The 20,239-nt window shown below is 36.9% G+C and carries 21 protein-coding genes; 10 read left to right on the top strand and 11 right to left on the bottom strand.

All coding sequences use genetic code 11. The annotated features are described in order from the left end of the window. Nucleotides 1–221: 221 nt before the first annotated feature. The 3 genes from ACLCDV_RS11980 (at nt 222) to ACLCDV_RS11970 (ending at nt 2,567) form a co-directional block, all read left to right on the top strand. On the top strand, nt 222–458 hold the full coding sequence (locus ACLCDV_RS11980) for a hypothetical protein (RefSeq protein WP_333577212.1): 237 nt from the start codon (nt 222–224) through the stop codon (nt 456–458). Nucleotides 459–943: 485 nt separating this feature from the next. Continuing rightward, on the top strand, nt 944–1,681 hold the full coding sequence (locus ACLCDV_RS11975; protein WP_317666958.1) for a DUF3667 domain-containing protein: 738 nt from the start codon (nt 944–946) through the stop codon (nt 1,679–1,681). Between the two features lie 40 nt (nt 1,682–1,721). Then, nucleotides 1,722–2,567, top strand: a complete 846-nt coding sequence (locus ACLCDV_RS11970) for an alpha/beta hydrolase-fold protein (protein ID WP_411973816.1) — start codon at nt 1,722–1,724, stop codon at nt 2,565–2,567. 8 nt (nt 2,568–2,575) lie between these two features. On the opposite strand, the gene ACLCDV_RS11965 is transcribed toward ACLCDV_RS11970, so the two are convergent. After that, nucleotides 2,576–3,661, bottom strand: coding sequence for a hypothetical protein (locus ACLCDV_RS11965; protein ID WP_411973815.1), 1,086 nt, complete (start codon nt 3,659–3,661; stop codon nt 2,576–2,578). A gap of 191 nt (nt 3,662–3,852) precedes the next feature. On the opposite strand from ACLCDV_RS11965, the gene ACLCDV_RS11960 reads away from it, so the two are divergent. Next, nucleotides 3,853–4,113, top strand: a complete 261-nt coding sequence (locus ACLCDV_RS11960; RefSeq protein WP_333577215.1) for a hypothetical protein — start codon at nt 3,853–3,855, stop codon at nt 4,111–4,113. Between the two features lie 16 nt (nt 4,114–4,129). Here the strand turns inward: ACLCDV_RS11960 and ACLCDV_RS11955 are convergent, their stop codons facing one another. Next, nucleotides 4,130–6,304 (bottom strand): ATP-binding protein, encoded by a 2,175-nt coding sequence (locus ACLCDV_RS11955; protein ID WP_333577216.1) that lies wholly within the window; start codon nt 6,302–6,304, stop codon nt 4,130–4,132. Between the two features lie 620 nt (nt 6,305–6,924). On the opposite strand from ACLCDV_RS11955, the gene ACLCDV_RS11950 reads away from it, so the two are divergent. Further along, nucleotides 6,925–7,395 carry a hypothetical protein gene (locus ACLCDV_RS11950; protein ID WP_075992526.1) on the top strand — a complete coding sequence of 157 codons (471 nt, stop codon included), beginning with the start codon at nt 6,925–6,927 and terminating at the stop codon, nt 7,393–7,395. A gap of 122 nt (nt 7,396–7,517) precedes the next feature. Then, nucleotides 7,518–7,928, top strand: a complete 411-nt coding sequence (locus ACLCDV_RS11945) for a DUF6157 family protein (protein WP_317666964.1) — start codon at nt 7,518–7,520, stop codon at nt 7,926–7,928. A 34-nt stretch (nt 7,929–7,962) separates the two neighbouring features. Here ACLCDV_RS11945 and ACLCDV_RS11940 read toward each other — a convergent pair whose 3' ends face one another. The 3 genes from ACLCDV_RS11940 to ACLCDV_RS11930 form a co-directional block, all read right to left on the bottom strand. Continuing rightward, entirely contained in the window at nt 7,963–8,430 is a 468-nt protein-coding gene (locus ACLCDV_RS11940) for an NUDIX domain-containing protein (protein ID WP_333577217.1), read from the bottom strand. Further along, entirely contained in the window at nt 8,423–9,208 is a 786-nt protein-coding gene (xth, locus tag ACLCDV_RS11935; protein WP_317666966.1) for an exodeoxyribonuclease III, read from the bottom strand. The genes ACLCDV_RS11940 and xth overlap by 8 nt, the downstream gene beginning before the upstream one ends. Nucleotides 9,209–9,324: 116 nt before the next feature. Then, nucleotides 9,325–9,807, bottom strand: a complete 483-nt coding sequence (locus ACLCDV_RS11930; RefSeq protein ID WP_333577218.1) for a GNAT family N-acetyltransferase — start codon at nt 9,805–9,807, stop codon at nt 9,325–9,327. A 503-nt stretch (nt 9,808–10,310) separates the two neighbouring features. Between ACLCDV_RS11930 and ACLCDV_RS11925 the strand changes: the two genes are divergently transcribed. Then, complete coding sequence (locus ACLCDV_RS11925) at nt 10,311–11,492, top strand: glycosyltransferase (protein ID WP_317666968.1); 1,182 nt, start codon at nt 10,311–10,313, stop codon at nt 11,490–11,492. A gap of 490 nt (nt 11,493–11,982) precedes the next feature. Here ACLCDV_RS11925 and ACLCDV_RS11920 read toward each other — a convergent pair whose 3' ends face one another. Further along, entirely contained in the window at nt 11,983–12,294 is a 312-nt protein-coding gene (locus ACLCDV_RS11920; RefSeq protein WP_411973814.1) for a hypothetical protein, read from the bottom strand. A gap of 222 nt (nt 12,295–12,516) precedes the next feature. Between ACLCDV_RS11920 and ACLCDV_RS11915 the strand changes: the two genes are divergently transcribed. Beyond that, entirely contained in the window at nt 12,517–13,707 is a 1,191-nt protein-coding gene (locus tag ACLCDV_RS11915; RefSeq protein WP_333577220.1) for a hypothetical protein, read from the top strand. 78 nt (nt 13,708–13,785) lie between these two features. On the opposite strand, the gene ACLCDV_RS11910 is transcribed toward ACLCDV_RS11915, so the two are convergent. Next, nucleotides 13,786–14,139, bottom strand: coding sequence for a helix-turn-helix domain-containing protein (locus ACLCDV_RS11910; RefSeq protein ID WP_333577221.1), 354 nt, complete (start codon nt 14,137–14,139; stop codon nt 13,786–13,788). A gap of 345 nt (nt 14,140–14,484) precedes the next feature. On the opposite strand from ACLCDV_RS11910, the gene ACLCDV_RS11905 reads away from it, so the two are divergent. Then, the gene (locus tag ACLCDV_RS11905; protein ID WP_333577222.1) at nt 14,485–15,669 is read left to right on the top strand and encodes a metallophosphoesterase; all 1,185 of its coding nucleotides are present in this window, start codon (nt 14,485–14,487) and stop codon (nt 15,667–15,669) included. 80 nt (nt 15,670–15,749) lie between these two features. On the opposite strand, the gene ACLCDV_RS11900 is transcribed toward ACLCDV_RS11905, so the two are convergent. Further along, nucleotides 15,750–16,142: a DoxX family protein gene (locus tag ACLCDV_RS11900; RefSeq protein WP_317666972.1), complete on the bottom strand. Its 393-nt coding sequence runs from the start codon at nt 16,140–16,142 to the stop codon at nt 15,750–15,752. A gap of 282 nt (nt 16,143–16,424) precedes the next feature. Here ACLCDV_RS11900 and ACLCDV_RS11895 point away from each other — a divergent pair, with 282 nt between their 5' ends. Beyond that, nucleotides 16,425–16,958: an O-acetyl-ADP-ribose deacetylase gene (locus ACLCDV_RS11895; RefSeq protein ID WP_333577223.1), complete on the top strand. Its 534-nt coding sequence runs from the start codon at nt 16,425–16,427 to the stop codon at nt 16,956–16,958. A gap of 12 nt (nt 16,959–16,970) precedes the next feature. On the opposite strand, the gene ACLCDV_RS11890 is transcribed toward ACLCDV_RS11895, so the two are convergent. From ACLCDV_RS11890 to ACLCDV_RS11880, 3 genes are all read right to left on the bottom strand, one after another. Next, the gene (locus tag ACLCDV_RS11890) at nt 16,971–17,444 is read right to left on the bottom strand and encodes a hypothetical protein (RefSeq protein WP_317666974.1); all 474 of its coding nucleotides are present in this window, start codon (nt 17,442–17,444) and stop codon (nt 16,971–16,973) included. Between the two features lie 428 nt (nt 17,445–17,872). Then, entirely contained in the window at nt 17,873–19,393 is a 1,521-nt protein-coding gene (eptA, locus tag ACLCDV_RS11885) for a phosphoethanolamine--lipid A transferase EptA (RefSeq protein ID WP_333577224.1), read from the bottom strand. Then, nucleotides 19,380–20,213 carry a phosphatase PAP2 family protein gene (locus ACLCDV_RS11880; RefSeq protein WP_333577225.1) on the bottom strand — a complete coding sequence of 278 codons (834 nt, stop codon included), beginning with the start codon at nt 20,211–20,213 and terminating at the stop codon, nt 19,380–19,382. The genes eptA and ACLCDV_RS11880 overlap by 14 nt, the downstream gene beginning before the upstream one ends. Between the last annotated feature and the right edge of the window lie 26 nt (nt 20,214–20,239).

The raw sequence follows: 20,239 nt of genomic DNA, 5'->3' as shown, positions 1-20,239 counted from the left end.
GAAGTTATTTTGCTAAAGATATTCTAGACGCCGTCATCCAAGGAGCAAGCCCTTCATTCCTTGATAGATAAAGATCAATAGATGTCAACTATCCGAAGGTTTTACATATATTTCTAAATTTTAGTATAAAAAAGTTAATTCGTTACAACCATTTCTAATTTCATCTTTAATATCATTTCACCAAATACTCTTGCTACCTTTGTTTTTCAAATTAAATTAACATGCCAAAAGAGACAAGAACAGGGCTTTATCAGGGAATCATCGAAAAAGATGATAATGGGAACTACTTTTGTGGCCCCTACCTACTGGATTATCAGACCGTAGAAACTTACTATAAATTGGGAGATCGCGTTAGTATCAAAACCATTATCAAAAATACAAGCCGCAAGAGTATGGAGGCTTATCCACAAAAATCAGTTAAGTTTTCATTTGCCACAGAGGACCACACGAATGATTAGCCCCCGGTTGAATTGAACATTGTAAACAATAAGGCCAGTTCCTTAGGGTTGGCCTTATTATTTATATGATTAACTTAACGCAGGTAACTAAAAACAAAACCTCCGATTTTTGGAAAATCAAGAGGCTCCTGCATAATCGAATAGATCGATTACTTTATAAAATAGGTATACTTTTTTCAGGTAAAGAATATCCTGATGGATCGTTCATCTAAATGATGCGACTGAAATCTATTTTCCATAAAAATTAGTCAGCATCCCCGTTCTCTATAATTAGAACTGATCTCCCCCCTACTTTCATTCGTTGTAAATTCCATTACTGATTTACTAGTCAAATATAAATACTACTCTACTATGTTCAGCGTAGAAATGGTTTTCGATGTATTGTTTTTCGTTGAAATTGCAATTCAGTACGATGAAAATTGAGTCTTGCAGTTTGTTGATTTTTCGATAATAAATATATCTTTGCAAAAACAATTAACCCGATAATGAATAATAGATGTCTTAATTGCGATCGTGCAATCGAAGCTAATTTTTGCAGCAATTGCGGACAAACAGCCGCCACTCACAGATATTCCTTAAAACATTTTTTTATCCACGATTTTATTCATGGAATATTCCATTTCGACAATGGGTTTCTATATACGATGAAGGAACTGTTTACGCGGCCAGGCCATAGTGTTAGGGAATACATAGAAGGTAGAAGAGCGAAGCACTTCAACTATTTCGCAACCGTAATTATCGTACTTACCATCAACTATTTTCTCTCAAAATTCACAAAGGTGGATCTACAGAATGTACTCAACCAGGAGAGTGTTTCAGGATTGTCTAAAGTCATTAAGGATTATTCGAAATTCGTTACATTTATCGTCATCCCCTTTAATGCACTGATGAGTTACCTGATATTTAAAAAAAGTGGACAAAATTATACCGAAAATTTAGTACTCAATATCTTTCTTTTGGCAGCTGTTGTTTCTTTAAGATTTTTCATCACTTTTACGTTGATTTTAACTGACGACTCTTCCACAATATTAACGGTAAACCTACTATTCGTAATTCTTATCTTTTTATATACTATCATATTTTTCTATCAGTATTTTTCTGTTTACCATTATAATAAGATCGAACTTGTCCTTAGAGTTATCATTATTGCGACCTTATTTATCATCACTAAACAGGGACTTAATACAATAATCAATACAATAGGATTACGCTATCTAAATTAGATTTTACTTAAAAAGCTAATCAATATCTCTTTAAGATCTTATGCAACAAAAAGGCTCAAGCTTTAGTAGGCAAATTGGTATTCTGTTGAGCATACTTACTTGCAATTTTTGTTTTGCACAAAAACACGAATATGATAATAGATCAATTGATAGTGCAACATATGTGGAAACTAGAAATACATTAAGCCAATTATCTACGAATCGATATGAAAAGAGGATATTCAAAAATGAGATCACCACCATACCGTATCGATTTCTATTGCCAAAAGATTTCCATTCAAAAAGAAAATATCCTATTGTAATTACCTTTCATAACTCATCACGAATAGGAAATGACAATGAAAACCAATTAGAGCATTTGGCAAGAACCTGGGTTAGAGAGGAGATTTATGCTAGGTTCAATTGTTTCGTTGTTGTTCCTCAATTTAAAAAGCGTTCATCCGATTATGAATTTAATAGAGATGGAATACTTACTGCGAAGCCTTCAACAGACGCACAACAGATTCTAGCATTGATAGAATCAATTGAAAACGAATATGGCAATATTGATAGCGATAGAATTTATCTCATAGGCTATTCAATGGGCGCGTCAACAGCGCAGAACTTGATGAGCCTGTCTCCAGATAAATTCGCAGCAATGATTTCCATCGCTGCCGTACCCGATCTATCTAATCTCAACGCACTCGGCAATAAAAACATTTGGCTGATTCATGGCGAAAAAGACACCGAAAATCCCTATTATGGCAGCGTAGTTTTGTACGAAAAATTGCGAGGGAATCACAAACTCAAATTCACAACGTTTGAAAATTTACAGCACAATAATATTGTTATTCCGTTTCTGTTAACGGATACGCTCCAGCGATGGTTATTCAGCAAACATCGTTAAGTTGCATTTTAATACCTAATCTTAAGCGCAATTGGCTGAAGCTCTATATTCGGTATTTGTGAAACATACACCGTTTGTCCACCCTTTTCATCCACCAATAGCGCCAATAGGCTGCTGATGTCGTCAATCGTGTCCAGTCCAACATTATTGTCTACAATTTCAATATCGCGATCTGAAAGAATCTTTACAGCCTGATGGAAATTTTCTTGAACAATTAGGAGATCCCCACGACCATCCTGACATGCACGATAAATCTCTTGCAGATCAGTGATCACTAAACCCTTGCCCACAGCTGCTTCCAGTTCTTTAAAGTAGTCTTCATTTTTTCGTACCAGTTCCTGTTTCATAAAATTCCAGGCACGGCTCTCTAACTGATGTGTTTCAATGTTATTGTAATCTATAGGCAAGTATCCATAATAGATAGACGGTCTATCCGCAACCTGTAAGAGCTTACTATAATTATTCTCTGTGCAAAACACGAGTGTTACACTCTTTGAGTTCCCAATATAACGCAGGAGAGCTTTGTCTACCCGATTAAGATATTCCCTTAAAAGGTCATCAAGATGTTTAGCATCACTACTTTTATCGGGAAATGTATTGTAAAATTGATTTTCGGCAATAGGAAACTCTTCACTACTGATATCCTCAACAATGCGCCCATTCAAGGCACGAAAAAGATGAACACCGCTTTGCGAAAGCAACATCACAAGATAACTGGCTTGACGGCCAATCTCCTTAACCAAGGGGCGCACAGCAAATGTATTGCTAATATGGACACCCTCTTGGTTTGTCTCCCATGAAGACTTGAAAACTTCTGCTACCGTATCTGAAACAAAGATATGCAGACTTTCGAGATTATAATTAATATCGAGTTCTTGCGCTATCCTTTCCAATTGTCGGATAAGGCCAGCAACTGCCCTCGTATCATACTTATCCGTTAGTCTATCAATCGCTTCTCTGATAAGATTTTTGATCTTTATTCGATCGCTTAGGTTATCAGGATGTGTGCGATGGGTATTGATGGAAATCGTAATGCATAGCTCATCCTGAACTCGGATAAGCATTTGTAGAAGTTGTTTTTCGGGCATAATCATGGACAAATAGTTTAAACTTGAAAACACTTTACGTATAACAACAATTTAAAGATCCTTCTTGTTTGTGTAAAATAAAGGAGTTTTAACTCATTTAGCTGATATCGAAATCAAAAACATGTTATTTATAGTGATTAATAGTTAAAAAAAATGATGAAAAAGTTGCTTTTTGCAGGAGCGACAGGCCGGGTCGGTTGGTTGGCGGCCTTTCACGCACCTATGCGGGAGAAAATCTCGCTGAGATTCTAAATATAAAAACGTATCGAATTCCTCCATTTGATACAATAGAAAATGCAAATGAGGATATTGATTTTGATATTTTAATTGACTTTACCAGTCCATTTATTGCCAAGAAGAACATCCTGAATGCAATAGATAAAGGCGAGCATACGCTAGCTAAAATGGGGAGCTCTAAAGAGGTAAAACGTGGTTTGGATACCATAATGGATTTGTAAATTGGATCATTATCTATCAACCTCTAAATTTAACACAGAACGTTGTACCCACGCCGAGATCGCTTTCTACTGTAACCTCGGCATCAAGACGATCCGCTATCCGTTTGACGATGGAAAGGCCAATCCCCGATCCTTCAAAGCCCTGCGAATTTGACAGCCGTTTAAAAATGTCAAATATATTACTGTCATCCTGAATATCCATCCCAATGCCATTGTCTTTAATATAATAGTAAACTGAATGGCCGTGTTTTTCACTATAAACTTCCACCCTTGGTTGATCTTTTTTACTGCTGTATTTTATCGCGTTGCCGATCAGATTTAAAAACAGCTGATATAACAGTGTTCTTTCCCCGAGAATGGGCAAGGTCTCCCCTAAGACAAATTCCAACCTTGTACTGTCAAACTGCTGCTTGCAGCTTTCGAGAATATTAAGAATTTTGTTTCGCGGATCGATCAGTTCTGTTTTGAATGCTACATAATTAGACTGTGTGAGTTGATAAACCTTATCCATCATTTCTGTTATCAGTCCAGTCGCATCGATGATATTCGTTGCCATTTTTCGCAACATCTCTTTCGGAAGATCATCTTTCATCAACATCATCTGTGCCGCAAGCTTTATGGAAGAAAGAGGGTTTTTAAGATCGTGAGTCAATGTATAGCCAAACGTATCTAAGGCATTGTTTGATCTTACGAGCTCCTTATTGAGCTGAGCAATCTCCCCGCCCCGTTGCGCAATAGCCTGTTGGGTTATTTGTGCAACTTTTTCAATGAAGGAAAGCTCCGTTTTTTTCCATTTAATAGACTTGCCTTTCATCGTTTGACGCCAAGCTTCAAATGATGTCCTGGGTGACGGAAACTCTATTTCCCTTTCGGAATCGTAATGATATATTTTTTCGGGTTTCCCCGCCCACACATCTTCATATACGTGCTCCTTGCGGAATAAATAGATGTACCATTTATTGCTGGGAAGAATATTTATCCGTAAAATACCGGGAAATATGAGCGATTGTACTGGGTCGGTCCTGTCAGGAACAAAATTTGATGTAAAAAATAAATCACTCCCGCCCTGTTTTTCTATATGCAGATCAATCTGTCGTTGCTCTGATTCTGTCGGTACTACACCCCAAGTTTTGGAACCACGGTCATGTTTGATCACCAATCCGTCTGCCTCCACTATTGCCAGGATTTGCGGAGCGAAGCGTTCAAGCACGATTCCGATATCACTGTTTACCAATAATTCAGACTTCAGGTCACGTTCCATAACGCCCATAATAGTCTGCGCGACAAGATTTTCCCTTTGATATTCTGAAAGGTAATAATTTATAGCATACTGCGTTAAGAAGGCGCATAAGTGGCGTTGGGCAAGGTCCACATTCAAAGCTAGACTATTCTGGCAGGCCACCAGCCCCCAGAGTCTTCCCTCGATAACGATGGAAAAACTGGCACTGGCACGTGCACCTGCATTCTTAAGATACTGTAAATGTACGGGAGACAATGCTCTGAGGCTACAACGAGTCAGGTCTACTTCACTTGCCTCCAGGCCCTGTATAGCAATAGTTGGTGCCTCAATATCTGCTACATGGCGTGCAGGGAATTTAACATATAGCGCGCGTGCTTGTGCCGGAATATCAAATTCTGGATAACGGTAGCCCATCAATGAGGCCATCCCATCTGCGATGGACTCTGCAATTACCTGTCCGCTATTGTCCTCTTCGAAACGGTATACCATGACACGATCAAAACCAATAATCTGGCGAATCAACACAGTCAATGATTGCCAAGCATTTCCGTGTTGCTCTTCCAGGTATTTTGCATAATAAAATAAACGGGTTGCTTTTAGATGATTCTCACTACAGATCTCAACTTCAAGATATGTTTTCTCATCATACCGGTAAATGCTCAGATAATAATCTACATTTTTGATACGAATGCGTTCTACAAAACGGGTAAATATTTCCCCTGTGATCTGTTTTTCTATTTCTTTGAGATTCAACTCCGGTTCGGACGATATCAAAGGCAATAGCTGCTCGATCGATCTCCCCAAGATTTCTTTCATAGAAATATCGAGCAATGCAGATAGGTTTTCACTTGCGGCAACACACCCACTCTCATTAAAAATACAAAGGAAACCGAAATATTGGATTTTACCGCATAGGTGGATTTCTTCTTCGTGGCACTCCAGTTGACGCATATTTTGCTAGTTTTTAATCTTTTAACTTACTAATAATAGGAAATTCTCGAAAGAGATAATTTGCCACGCATAATGAAATCTAGCACCCCTCTTCAAACATGTCATATCTAAGGCTAATATAGAAAAAAATAACTACGAAAAGTGGATCAAACGATTGTCCAATAATTATTCAGAATCTGAGTAATCCGGATGGCTGGTATTAAAGCCTATTAATTGGCTATTTCGGTGAAAAATAAAAAAGCTAGGTTGGAAAGGTGCCTAGCTTTAAAACTTTCTTCATGACCGGACAAGCAGTCTGTATTTAATCAACAATACTTTTTACGGCTTTGTTTGGATTATCTTGGATATTACTCAATTAAAGTATAAATAACGTCAAAGAAAGAATTCGAAAGAATATAAGCTATCGGCGAAATTTTATACGGTTTTATATTACTGGCTAATAGATTGAGAAGTCCTGAAGCAAAACGCCACAAAACTCATAATGAACCGATTACAACAAAACAAGTATAAACCACATTTTCCGTAATATTTACGCAAAGATAGGATGTTAGTCTTTAGTTAGTAAAACTATTCATCAGTAAATCTTGTCATTTAAACATTGTCACTAAATAAATAATATTATGATTTCAAACAAAACATTACTCGCTTCATTAGCGACTGCAGCAATTCTAGTTTCATGTAACAATCAAACACCACAAGAAAAAGCAACCGAGCACATGGAAAATGCGGAGGAAAAAGCAGCTGACGCCAATGAAGAGGCCATGAAAACCTCTGAAGATGCTGCAACAAAAGATGCGGAAGCAGTCGTTTATTCAGATAAAGCTGCGGCCAATGCAGCAATTGCTTCAGTGACTGCCCCAGTACTCTCCAATGATAAGGCTAAAGAGCTTTATACAAAGCTAGGCAAAACCTGGGTAGACCGTATTAATGCAGAATCAGCAGAAAAAGCATTGGACAAAGAAAAATCGATATTGGATATTAAAAATGAGATTGAAAAAAATCTTGTTGAAGGAAAAATCTCCGCTTCGGATAAAGATAATATCATGAAATATCAGTCCGATTGCCTAGCCGCTATAAAAGCAGCACTGTAGGAGAACAGCAACAATAATCAGTAATTCATAAGATATCTTGCGATCCGCTATCAGATCGCAAGATATTCTATTATTTTTGTTTCTATCATTACATGCTTTTTGATTAAAGAAAAATAAAAATTATGAAAACCCATTCGACAAATTACTTCAATACTTTAATTGAAGCTGCTACAGATACCAAAGTAGTTAAGGGTACTATTCCACCATCAAAACGCCATAAAACCATAGCTGAAAGACAATATGAATTAATCGCTGCAGCGCCTTATCAGTATACATCTGACGACATTATTTTCCAAGTCTATGCGGAAAGAAGGGACCTAACGCCAGATGAGTATCCCGAAGCTAGAACAGTTTTTTTCTCTAGAGGACAAGCTTGCCTGCGCGCCTCCCCTCTTACAAAGACATATGGGTATGGGATTCATAGCAATAGTGAAGGCAAGGTCGCCTTATACGGAATGGAAACAGTTATATACCAACAATTGGTATCGGATGATAACACAACAAAAGTTAAAGCAATGAAATCCGCTAGGTAGTGCTTGCACAATAAACTTATGTTGAAATAAACGATCATTTTCCATGTGCAATAACTTGCTCCAGAAAAGAAATCTGTCGTTCGTTTATTTTCTTCCTGGCTTCCGTAAATGTAAACCAATCGCCACGATCTATTTCAGGGTACGTTTGCATTTTCCCCGATTTCGGCGGCCATTCCATGTCAAAGGTATTGCTTACAAGTCTAGCAGGATCTATGTCTCCTTCAATTGCCCAGCACTTAACTATTTTGCCTCCTTTTTGTTGAATAGCATTTAGCGCAATAAAATTTCCACGCGGAAGATAGCCTGTCTCTTCAATAAACTCTCTTTTGGCCGCATCAAGTTCATCTTCATTCAAATCGATTTCCCCTTTAGGGATTGTCCACGAGCCTTCATCTTTTTTAGTAAAATAGGGTCCTCCAGGATGTACTAAGAAAAAATATATTTCTGACGCCTGAAATTTATACAATAACAATCCAGCACTGGTATTTATCTTCTTAGCCATTCTTGCTGATATTTCGTAATCGAATCCACGTAGGCGCATGATCGCTACTCTTCTCCCATCCACGCACATCGCGATCAATTCCGCCTTCAATTAAACGATCCTGAATTGAAGGGCTCAATAAGATATGGTCAATTCGTAAACCAGCATTTCGATTGTAAGCCTGCCGAAAGTAATCCCAGAACGTATAAACCTGCTGATCCGGAAAAAGCTGACGAATAGAATCCTGCCAGCCCTCTTCAAGAAGTTGACTGAAAGCCTCCTTCACCTCCTTCCTAAACAATGCATCATTGACATATTTTTCAGGTTTATACGTATCCATTTCTGTTGGAATAATGTTAAAATCCCCAATGAGTATCGCTGGAACATCCATACTAAGCAACGTTTTGGCCCGCTTTGCTAAGCGCTCGATCCACTTCAATTTATAGTCAAATTTGGGCCCTGGAAATGGGTTGCCATTGGGCAGATAAAGACAGCAAATCACGACTTGCTGGATCACAACCTCCAAATAACGGCTTTGTACATCTTCGGAATCCCCTGGAAGAGCTCTAGAGACTTCTTCGATGTCGTATTTGGAAAGTACCGCAACCCCATTCCAACTTTTCTGACCATGCCAAACCGCATGATATCCGATGTCAGTAATTTCTTTCAATGGAAAACGTTCCTGCGGAGATTTCAACTCCTGAAGACAAACGACGTCAGGTGATTCTTCTGCTAACCAACGTAACAGCACGGGAAGACGTGCATTGATACCATTAATATTATAGGTGGCTATTTTCATGAAATTGTCTTTCTAACTTACATAAACAACCAAAGGAGTATTGCAATTGTTTGAGAAGTGTTCAGATAAATTTATTTATTAGATTTTAACATGGTAATAAATTAAAAAATGTCTCCTTATGTTAAGTCTTTCACCATCCAGACATCACAACCGGGATGTCCCGATTCACCCATTGGTGCGGGGAGTGTCTCAAATCCTTGTTTTTTATACATATTAATTGCATCGCTAAAAGCCGGTAAGCTCTCTAGGTATATGCTGGAATAACCGAGTTCCTTGGCTGAATTTATTGATCTATCCATTAATTCCCGGCCGATACCTTTGCCCCTTGCTTTAGCTGACAAATAGAATTTTACGAGTTCAATACAACCGTTAGGAAGTCCAACAGTCGGAAAAATACCGCAACAACCTACGATTTCCCCATCAACCTCAGCGACCCACAAACAAGATTTCACTTCTTGAAATAGCTCAAAAAGCTTATCGGTAGTAGGGTCGGAATAAACTGTTCCCAAGCGCGGAGCCTTCAACTCTTCAAAAACACCCCGTATAATCGTTGCTAATATTAAATTGTCCTCTGGTTTAACCTTTCTGATGTTTATCATATTACTAATATATCTCAAAATTTAATTCAGACCATGGTCCAGCGCTGTACACGATACCAATCGTTTCCACGAACAGCAGTGTAAGTTAACATTATAGCTGATCAAATGTATAAAAAGTTGAATTCGTAAAGAAACTTGTATCAACAAAACGGTATTTCTAAAATTTGCATCTGATTTATAGAATTATTTAAATGATAAGAGCATAATTCTAACTCTGCTACGCTATAAATACGTAACTGATCTGTATTTTTTGGAAATTCCATAAAATCTTACGCTATTTCTATTCAAAAACTACGGTTAAAGCATGATAAACAATCTTTAGGTATAAATTTTGATTCACTTAGATCAAAAGAATTTACACTCAAATAGCGTACGGATATGGAAAATATTAATGAAAAAGCGAAAAAATTAAACCTAGAGAAAGGCTATTATTTATTGCTCATGGCTATTTTGGACCTTCCAGTTAAAGAAGCACAAAATACAATAAAGGAGGGTTAAGTTATATGAAAAAAATAGCAATCATTAGCACTTGTCCGCCTCAAGAATGTGGGTTGGCAACTTTTACCAAAGATCTCAAACAAGGCATGGAGCTTGATCCTCATGTCCAAATAGACATAATCGCTTTATCTAAACTGGGTTTAGAGGATTTTGACGAATCTGTGCGTTTTATCATCTTTAAGGACCAACTTGACAGCTATCATCAAGCCGCCCGTATCATTAATGAGGAATACGACTATTGTATTATTCAACATGAATTTGGAATATTTGGTGGTGTTGACGGCATTTTCATCACGCAAATCGCCAACAACCTTAATGTACCATTGTTAACCGTATTTCATACTATTCTGCAAACCCCATCCTTACAGCAGCGAGAAATTATCGAGTTACTTTTAGAAAAGTCTCAGGTTGTTGTGAGTCTATCGCCAAAAGGAGTAGAATTGTTAAAGGAGCAATTCAATTCGGCGCATGCTGATAAGATTAAGGTTATACCACATGGCGTGCCACAATTTGACTATAATCAGGGATTGGCCAAATACAGATTGAACCTGCAGGAGAACTTTGTGATGATGACCTTTGGTCTAATCGGAAGAAGCAAAGGTCTGGAATACGCCATCAAATCCTTGTCGGGTATTGATCTCCCAGGATTCAAATATTTGATCGTTGGAAAAACACATCCCAATGTGCTTGCTCATGAAGGTGAATCTTACCGTTACGAATTGCAAAATTTGGTTAATCAACTCGGTTTAGACGATAAAGTGGTTTTTATTGATAAATTCTTAACGGATGATGAACTAAAGGAGTATTTGACCGCATGTGACATTTATCTATCTCCATACCCTCACGAACAGCAGATTAGTAGTGGCACCTTATCTTTTGCTGTTGGTGCCGGCGCTGCAGTTATCTCCACACCTTACTGGCATGCCAAAGATTTATTAAAAGATGAACGCGGCATCCTTACCCCTTTTAATGACATAGAAAGCATGCGTGACAACATCAATCTATTGTGTAGATCGCATCGTTTACTCGCATGGCATCGTTTCAAAGCACGCAGCTATGGAGAACAAACGGTATGGAAGAACGTGGCAAAAATGTATATGGAGCATTTACAGCGTGTAACAACTCCGGTGAGATCTTTAGTTGATTACGAAAAATATGTCTCTTTTGATTTGAAAAGAGAGGCATAATAAAGTTAAGGGGTTGTCCAAAGCCTAAATTCTTGGACAGAGATTAACATGGACAACCCTTCCATTAACAAGTTTATTTATTTTGCCCTCCCTATACTATATCGAATATTCGATTCTCAAAAGGGCTGTCCTAAATATGTGGGACGATCTATCTAGCTTTAATAGCTCATTTAACGTTTCGAATGGCCATCATGAATGAATAGCCTGGGCACCCTCCGTTTTAATACCTGATCGAAGTTCGACTTTCTCGGTAGTTACACTCCTGTGCCGATGAGCAATTTACATATAAGCGAACAAAACTTAAGCTGCTGCCTCCATGTGAAAAGGCCAGTTGCAATAATCCTACAGGTACACTTTCACCAACAGCAATTCTGTTTTTATCAACTAATATGTTTCGCGACCTCGTATACTAATAATTTGGGAAACTCTATTTTCATCCAATATTAAAATATGGATTATGTGTGTCTATTCGATGAAAGTTAAATCTTCTTTAAGCCCCATTGTATATTTTGATCTCAGGATTATTGCTCATTAATGGTTTTAATGCGGGAAGGATGATATTATTATATAATTCTGTTGACAAAAAGGCTTCTGCATGTTCAAAGGTATCAAAACCATATAAGAGCTGTATGTCCTCATCGCTGATGAGTAACTCTTGTGTTTTAGCTCCCTTTATTTGTTCCGAAAATAAATCTTTGAATTTATTATAAGTACTCCCCAATTCTCCTCTACTGGAAGAATTCGCTTTTAACACAATTTGCAAATATGCTGTTGTCATTTGTTCCTTATTTTTATTGTCCATAATAGCATAACTTTTTTACTGACCTGATACGAATGGGGCTAAATTACGCTGTCCAAATCGCTCTAGAAACCAAACAGCATACAACCTAAAATCGTTTTAAATAAATTAATTTACATTCATTATCATAGCGAACTTTAAGTAATCATAAACATATATATGGTATGCATGTTAAATAAAAAAGCGATCTTTGCAGACTAACATTAAGATAAAAACTATCAACACATGATATCTTTAAAAATAACGCTGTCAACAGTTCTTTTCTTATTGATGGCGGTCACTTGTAGTTCTCAGATTATTGACCGCGAACTAAAGGGTCAGAAGCAAAAGACTCAAAAGGAATTTTTTAAATTTATTAGTGAAATAGAAAGTAAGTTATCGGATTCCACGCTAACGACTGAACAACAATTTGCATTGTTCGATCCAATTTTTGATTATGCCCATAGAGCGCACAGTAGTTTAACACAACTGCGCAAAAAGTATTTTCAAAAGATACAGCCGCCCCCAGCTGTCCTTAACGCAATTAGGTTTGATGGAAATCCTTCCGAAGAATTGTCAAAAATGCTTGAAAATCCACAATTCACAACTGTGACATTATTGCAATGTTATCGTCCGCTTGAAATAGCCAGACTTATCAGTGGAATTATTCAACCTGTGATTTATCAGCAATCGAATACAGGAACAAACGAAGCTACAATAGCTTATACCTTTGGAAATCAAGTGTTCGCTAAACAATTAAAAGAGGATATTTGGCAAATTTGGTTAGTAAATAGGCTTTATATGCTTAGGTTTAACCTGAATCTACAAACTATGGTTATCGATCATTCGGAATATACGCTGCCCAATAAAGCGGAATATTTACGACTTCAGTTCCCGTTCGTAATTCAGAAGTCAGCCAATGAATTAGAGAAACTCTACCAAGAAATGGACGAAATACGCTGGAACAGCTATTCATCAACAGGTATACAGGAAGTCAGTCCTCAAGAATGGCAAGATACTATTGATAAGCGATTATCGGTTTTTTACCTAAAAAATCAGTCTCGTTTCATTAAAGTTCAACATGAAATACTTAAAGAAACTGGGAAGGGAAACGATTTAGGTGCAAATTGGCAGGAACTAAAACTATCTTCTGATGAAAATTTAATGGTAGAACAAACATTAAAAAGTAATATACTTCAACCCGACGAAGCTGCACAGCAGCTATTTTCATTTTCAAATGGCATTATCCCTTTTAATCAAGATATTGACGAAATTGGAAAAAATGCAATGTCAGGGTTCTTACACTATATAGTTGGCCATGAAAAAGGCCAGGTGTGGAAAATTAGATCTTTAGGCTATTCCATTGCCTTCGAATATACCTGGGATCTAAAACAAGGTCGATTTTCTGAAATAAAAATCTTTAAGAGACAATCATAGTGTAAATTTCCATTGCGCCCATAATAATCTTTTTTAATCTAGGTATTGATAAAAAAATTACAGGAAACAACGTTGCCGTTACGTTATCATTTTATGCTTGGCGCCCCATTTTTCCAACTGACACCAAATAGGGATAAGTTCTGCCGCAATCTCAGTCAATCGATATTCCACTCGGGGGGGCACTTCTGCATAAGCAATCCTTTTAACAAGTCCTTGCTTTTCCAATTCTTTGAGCTGCAAGGTGAGCATGCGATCGGTAATCCCTGTAATCAATTGTTTAATTTCACTAAACCGCAACTTTCCATGCTGCAATTTAGCAAGTATCAGCAGCTTCCATCGGCCGCCGATTTTACATACAGCGTAGGCTAAATCACATTCAATAATATACTGTTCATTAATCCTATTTGCCGAATTTTCTTTTCGTTTTCCCATGATTTAAAATTTCTTTAATAGCGTACAATCCGTTGCAAATAGGGACAAATTTAAAACTTCTACCCTACATCTGTGACACCACATTCGTCAATAATATGACACAAAACAAGAAGAGGTTATAGGCTCCAAAGCGTAATAGTCTTTACTATGAAAATAATTTAACAATGAAATTATGATTACGGAAAAAAACACCTATTTTAGGTTTTGTAATCCAATTATTTATTCCAGAGGTGCCTGGTCCAAATTAGTTAAACTTCGAATATGCTCCAACAGTTCTATGCTTATCTAAAAATTTTAATGCTATTCATTTTTTTAGATCTTTTAATCTTCTTAAGAATTCGGACATTGTCAATTTGGAAATCCAATCCAAAGCTACTAAACATAGTCTGGTGGTCTGTCAGTATACTTTCCTATCTGTGCATATTTCTTAATTTATTTTTTAAATGGACTAGTTTTGAATCTGCCTGTTTCGTATTTTTTCCGCTTTCGGCGCTTTTTGGTAAGATAATCTGTCTTTTCTTTATCGGTATTGATACTATTGTATATACGTTCAAAATAATTAACAGACATTTTAAAAAAACTAAATCTTCGCCGAAACAGGCTGGAAATTTACCGCCTATAAAAAGATCAGATTTTATTGTCAAAAGCGGTCTTCTGCTAGCCAGTGTTCCCATCCTTGCACTTACACGTGGATTTGCCTTCAATTTGTATAAATATCAGGTCAACCACCTCGATTTAATCTTACCTAAGTTACCGAAATCATTTGAAGGAATTACTATAGCGCAAATTTCCGATATACATGCAGGTAGTCTATTTAATTCAACTGCTGTAAAAAAAGGGATCGACCTCTTGTTAGCGCAGAAGCCTGACATCATCTTTTTTACAGGGGATCTAATCAATGATTTTGCTACCGAAATGGAGGACTATTTATCCATATTTGATAAAGTGAAGGCCCCATTAGGCACATTCTCTATACTTGGAAACCACGATTATGGAGATTATCATTTTAACAGATATCATTTCTTTGATCAAATGAACTTGACCAGGGAACAAAATCTTTCAAATCTCAAATCCATTCATCAACAACTAGGCTGGCAACTACTTCTCAATGAATCGAAAGAACTGATACTGAATAACGAAAAGATTACCATTATAGGCGTCGAAAATTGGGGAACAAATAATCCCAAAAATTATGGGAATATCGATTTGGCCATGTCTAAAGTAGATAAATCTTCGCCCATCAACTTTATGCTTTCACACGATCCCTCCCATTGGCGCGCGGAGATCATACCCAAATATCCCACAATCGACGTCACTTTCAGTGGACACACACATGGGGGACAATTCGGCTATAACAACCCGAATTATCAGTGGAGCCCAGTGAAATATGCTTACCGTGAATGGGCCGGCCTATACCGTGAAAAGCATCAGGCATTGTACGTAAATGTTGGATTCGGTTATCTGGATTATCCAAGCCGAGTTGGGATACTACCGGAAATCACCATATTTCATCTGAAGAGTAAAGGTTAAAGCATTAAATACTTACTGTTCCTGATGAATCCATAATACAGTGTATATTTTCGGTTAACTCATTAAATTCATCACAGTTTTCAACACGATTTCAAATCAAATTTCCTATCGGCTGGTCTGAAATACCAAGAAGTAGCAATTAGAATAATATATAATAGTGCTGGAGCCATTAAAGCGAAAGAATCTCCCGATGCAATATGTGAACACAAAGCACCAGTAGCGGTAAAGAAAATACCCGCATATGCCCATTCTTTCCAGAGAGGCCTTTTGGGCCAAAGCAAGGCAACCACGGCTAAAAGCTTCCAGATCCCAAGTAAAGGAAGTATATAACTAGGATATCCCAAATGAGTAACATTTTGTATCCCACCTGCTCCTTCCGTTTGAATTTTAAAAATCTGTATGATAGCAGTTGACAATAATCCTACAGCTAACCATACGGTTGCTATCCAATAAATTATCCTATTTCTTTTCATAATGCTATGATTTAATTATTATACTGTTAATTACTTCACGTTAATAGTCACCGCTTCTATATTCAACACTTGGTCTTATTCTTATTTCCTAAAATATGCGAGGTCTTTTACCGACCGCTCCTTGTTATGTAGTTATTTGACTACAAATATAAGTGTAGCTATTTAACTACACAATATTTTTTTATTTTTTTAGCTGAGACATTAACTTCAATGGCTATCCCCCTAATACACTGATTAGACCTGCTATTTTATTTTTCATATCTTTGAATTAAGATTAATCTTATGTCACATAATACCGATAAAATAACCGTAGTAAAGGGCGATATAACAAAAATTGCAGTCGATGTTATTGTAAATGCTGCCAACACGTCGTTACTTGGAGGTGGAGGTGTAGATGGCGCTATTCATCGCGCCGGTGGGCCGGAAATTCTGGAAGGATGCCGTAACATTGTTGCTAAACAAGGAGGCTGCAAGGTCGGTGAAGCCGTCATTACAACTGCAGGCAAGCTAGCCGCTAAATATGTAATTCATACAGTTGGCCCTGTGTGGAATGGAGGGAAAAATCACGAAATTGAAAAATTAGAAAGCTGTTATTATAATGCACTCAAATTAGCTGTAGAGAATGGTTGCCATTCGATCGCCTTTCCCAATATCAGTACGGGGATTTACAGATTCCCAAAAGAACTAGCTGCTCAACTATCCATCCGCGTCATTACGCAGTTTCTGATGGCGGATACAACACTTACGGAAGTCAAAATAGTATGTTTTGACGATGATAACTTCCGGCTGATCAATCAACTAGTAATGCAAGCCTAGGGAAAAATTATCCTATTCCGTTTCAAATTCCCATATACATTCATAGGAAGGAACAGGCTTTTCGATGTGCGGAAATTGCAGTTTTTTGAGCTCCTTAATATTCTCGAAATCTTTATTTAAAAGCAAATAGATGCCTGTGTTCTTACTGATTTCTCCCAAAATTTCTGGGGTGATCTCTCTTTCTCGACTGTTGGCAGATATGATCATTTTCACAATTTGCTTTCCTGATGAAGTTATATACTGGTTCAGCTTATAGGGCCCCGGAATACCATCATTTTCATGAGATTGTCCTGCCAATACGTCATTGATATAGATAGCATAGTCTACATTTCTTATTTCATGATAGAGAAAGTATGATTTTACGACTGAGGCTATTCCGCTTTGAGATACTTCAGCAACCTCATCACTTCCCCTATCTTCATCCCTATTGTTACACGACATAAACAACACAACACTGTAGACAGCAATGACGATAATTTTTTTCATTTCGTATTTTCCCCCTATTTTTAAAAACTGCAGCAATATTCCTTTGACAAAGTTTCGAAGCCAATGTGACCAACAAGTTAATACCCCAATTTAAGGCCTTAAAACATGAGATTGCGGATGGCTATACAGTTTATTAAGATACAAATTAGTCGGAACAAAAAAGAGCTATCTCGGTTTATTTTTTTACAGGAGAAGTAAGAAAATCATAGTTAAATAGCGAGATTAATTTCCCTTCAATTTTATATCAACCATATTATTAATCCATTGAATCAGTATCTGTTTAAAACATTGGTTATCCAATATCCGGATTAACGTTTTTTGGAAGGAGCAATCATGACTCAGTCCCCTCCCAATACATCATATCGAACAATACCCGCCATCAGGCAATACGAGCCAAGTCGTTATCATCTGGACAGTCATTATACCCACTATTTGAAGATATCCATATTTTCATCGTAGATAGGACTCTTCATATCCAGAAACTTCAATACACTATGAAATACATGATTTTGCGTCAAAGTTTTATTTGGTTTCAGCTGTTTAGAGTTATCAGATACCCACACGATAAAAGGAATTTCGTATTGTTCTTTTGGAGCGATACTCATTGGCAAGCCATGCATATAGAGGTTATTTTCACCTAATGATTCGCCATGATCCGAAACAAATAACATCGCGCTATCATATTCTTTTAATCCTTTAAGGTCTTCAATCAAATTGTGTAAAATATAATCCGTATAAACGACTGTGTTATCATAGGCATTAATCAATTCTTCTTTCGAACAATTACCTAGCTCCACACTATTACACACAGGCTTAAACACCTCGAAATTAGCAGGATATTTCTTACTATAAGTTGGTCCGTGACTTGTGCTTGTATGAAGGACAACAAAAATTTTATCCTTTTTACTCGCTGATATCCTTTCTTTTAAGCCTGTTAAAAGTACCTCATCATATGCACATCCTTCGCCTTTGCAGGTTGTAGCGAGTTGATCACTTGTTTCATATTCTTTAATATGTACCGGTGGCTCTCCCCAATTACTTGTTCGCCATATCACATCTACATCATTCCTATAGAGGTAATTTGGCAGTATTTCGTATAAATCATCCGTATTTTTATGCTCCAATAAACACTTTACTCCCGCTGTCGTATAGGTAGAACAAGAGGTTGCATCAAAATGATAAAGATTCGGTGTCTTTGAAAGTAATGGATTTGTATTTTTCGGATATCCATATAGCGAAAAATTGCCTCTTCGAGCAGATTCACCTATAACAAGTACGACAACCGTCTTCTTGTGGTTAGTTATCATCGCATCAGGCAATAATATCTCTTTTTTATTTTTTTGATGTTCATGAATGTAAAAGCGTGAAATGTTTACAGTATAGGACCAGGGCATTGCAAGTGCACCCAAAGTCTTTGAATTCTTATCGATCCAAAGCCAGTTACTTGCATTGGCAAATATCAAAATGACAATAAATAACAATGAAACGGAGGAAGTGATTAAGAATTTTTTTGGTTTATCCTTTACTATTTTAGCTTTAATGATGAAGATACTGGGTATAATACCAAGAAACACGAGATAGACGATCAGTTTCAGGGAAAAGAAACCACTAGACTCGGAGTATCGCGTGTTCAATATATTACCGATCATCGTTTCATCTAAAATAACGCTATAGGTATTCACAAAATAAACGGCGACTGAATTGATTAGAAAAAACAATACAAGTATAGCTTTCCCGAAACGACGAGAAAGGGAAAAAAATAGATAAAGTACAAAGGCATTCATGGTCAGCATCAAAACCATCAAACTACCGATCAGAACAATTCCGCCAAAACTCTTATAATCAATATTATTAAATACAAAAGTATAAAATGGAAAATGGAAGAATATAAAATTCAACACACTCATGAATATAACAAAATGGACTATTTTTAAGCTATTTTTTAGCATAAATGGTAATGATTTTATAAAGTGTACTAATTAAGCAGATAAATGTAAAATAAAATATTAGCAAATTATCATTAATTATTCTATTGACCACTACAATACTGAAAACGAGGAATAATAAAATGAAAATAGGATAATACCGTTTATTGCTCACCCAATTCCAAATTTTCAATTCCCGGCTTAGAAAAATACCCAATAGTCCCGAAAGGTATCCTATAATGCAGCCGCTCACAACGTCCAATGGATAATGTGCTCCCAACGCTACCCGAGATAAAGCTAGTATTAACCCAAGCGATGTTAAACTCAAAAACCACACTATTTTATAATTTAATCTTTTAGGGATGAAAGCGTACATGATGACAGTCAATGTGGTAAATATGGTAATGGAATGACCGGAAGGTAGACTATTGTGACCAAGGAGCATCTTCCCTGTAATCAAAAAACTAGTATGGTTAAATACTACGGCAGGTCGCGGAACAGCAAATATAAGTTTTAACAAGACTGAAAAGAGAGCCGAAATAAAAGATGCCGATAGCAGTGCTTCCCATAATTTGGGTCCATATAATACAAAAACACTCAAAAGCGACAGGCTAATTAAGCAATCTCCAAACTGTGTAAAGTTAGATTCAAGATTGGGATATTGCCCCAGGTAAGCGTTTATGGCGAAAAAACTGTTCTTCTGTATTCCCGTATAACCATGAATACTTAATGCTTTATTGAAATATAGAAATACTACAAGTAAAACTAATAGAAGAATAGGCAGAAAGAATAATGATTTTCTAAGCCTAGCATAATTATTGATTATCGTCGTATTGATATCCATCTTTCACTCGTCTTTTTAATCGAGTA

This window comes from Sphingobacterium sp. Lzh-3 (assembly GCF_046764375.1).
Classification (GTDB): Bacteria; Bacteroidota; Bacteroidia; order Sphingobacteriales; family Sphingobacteriaceae; genus Sphingobacterium.
This window is presented reverse-complemented; position numbering and strand designations above follow the sequence as displayed.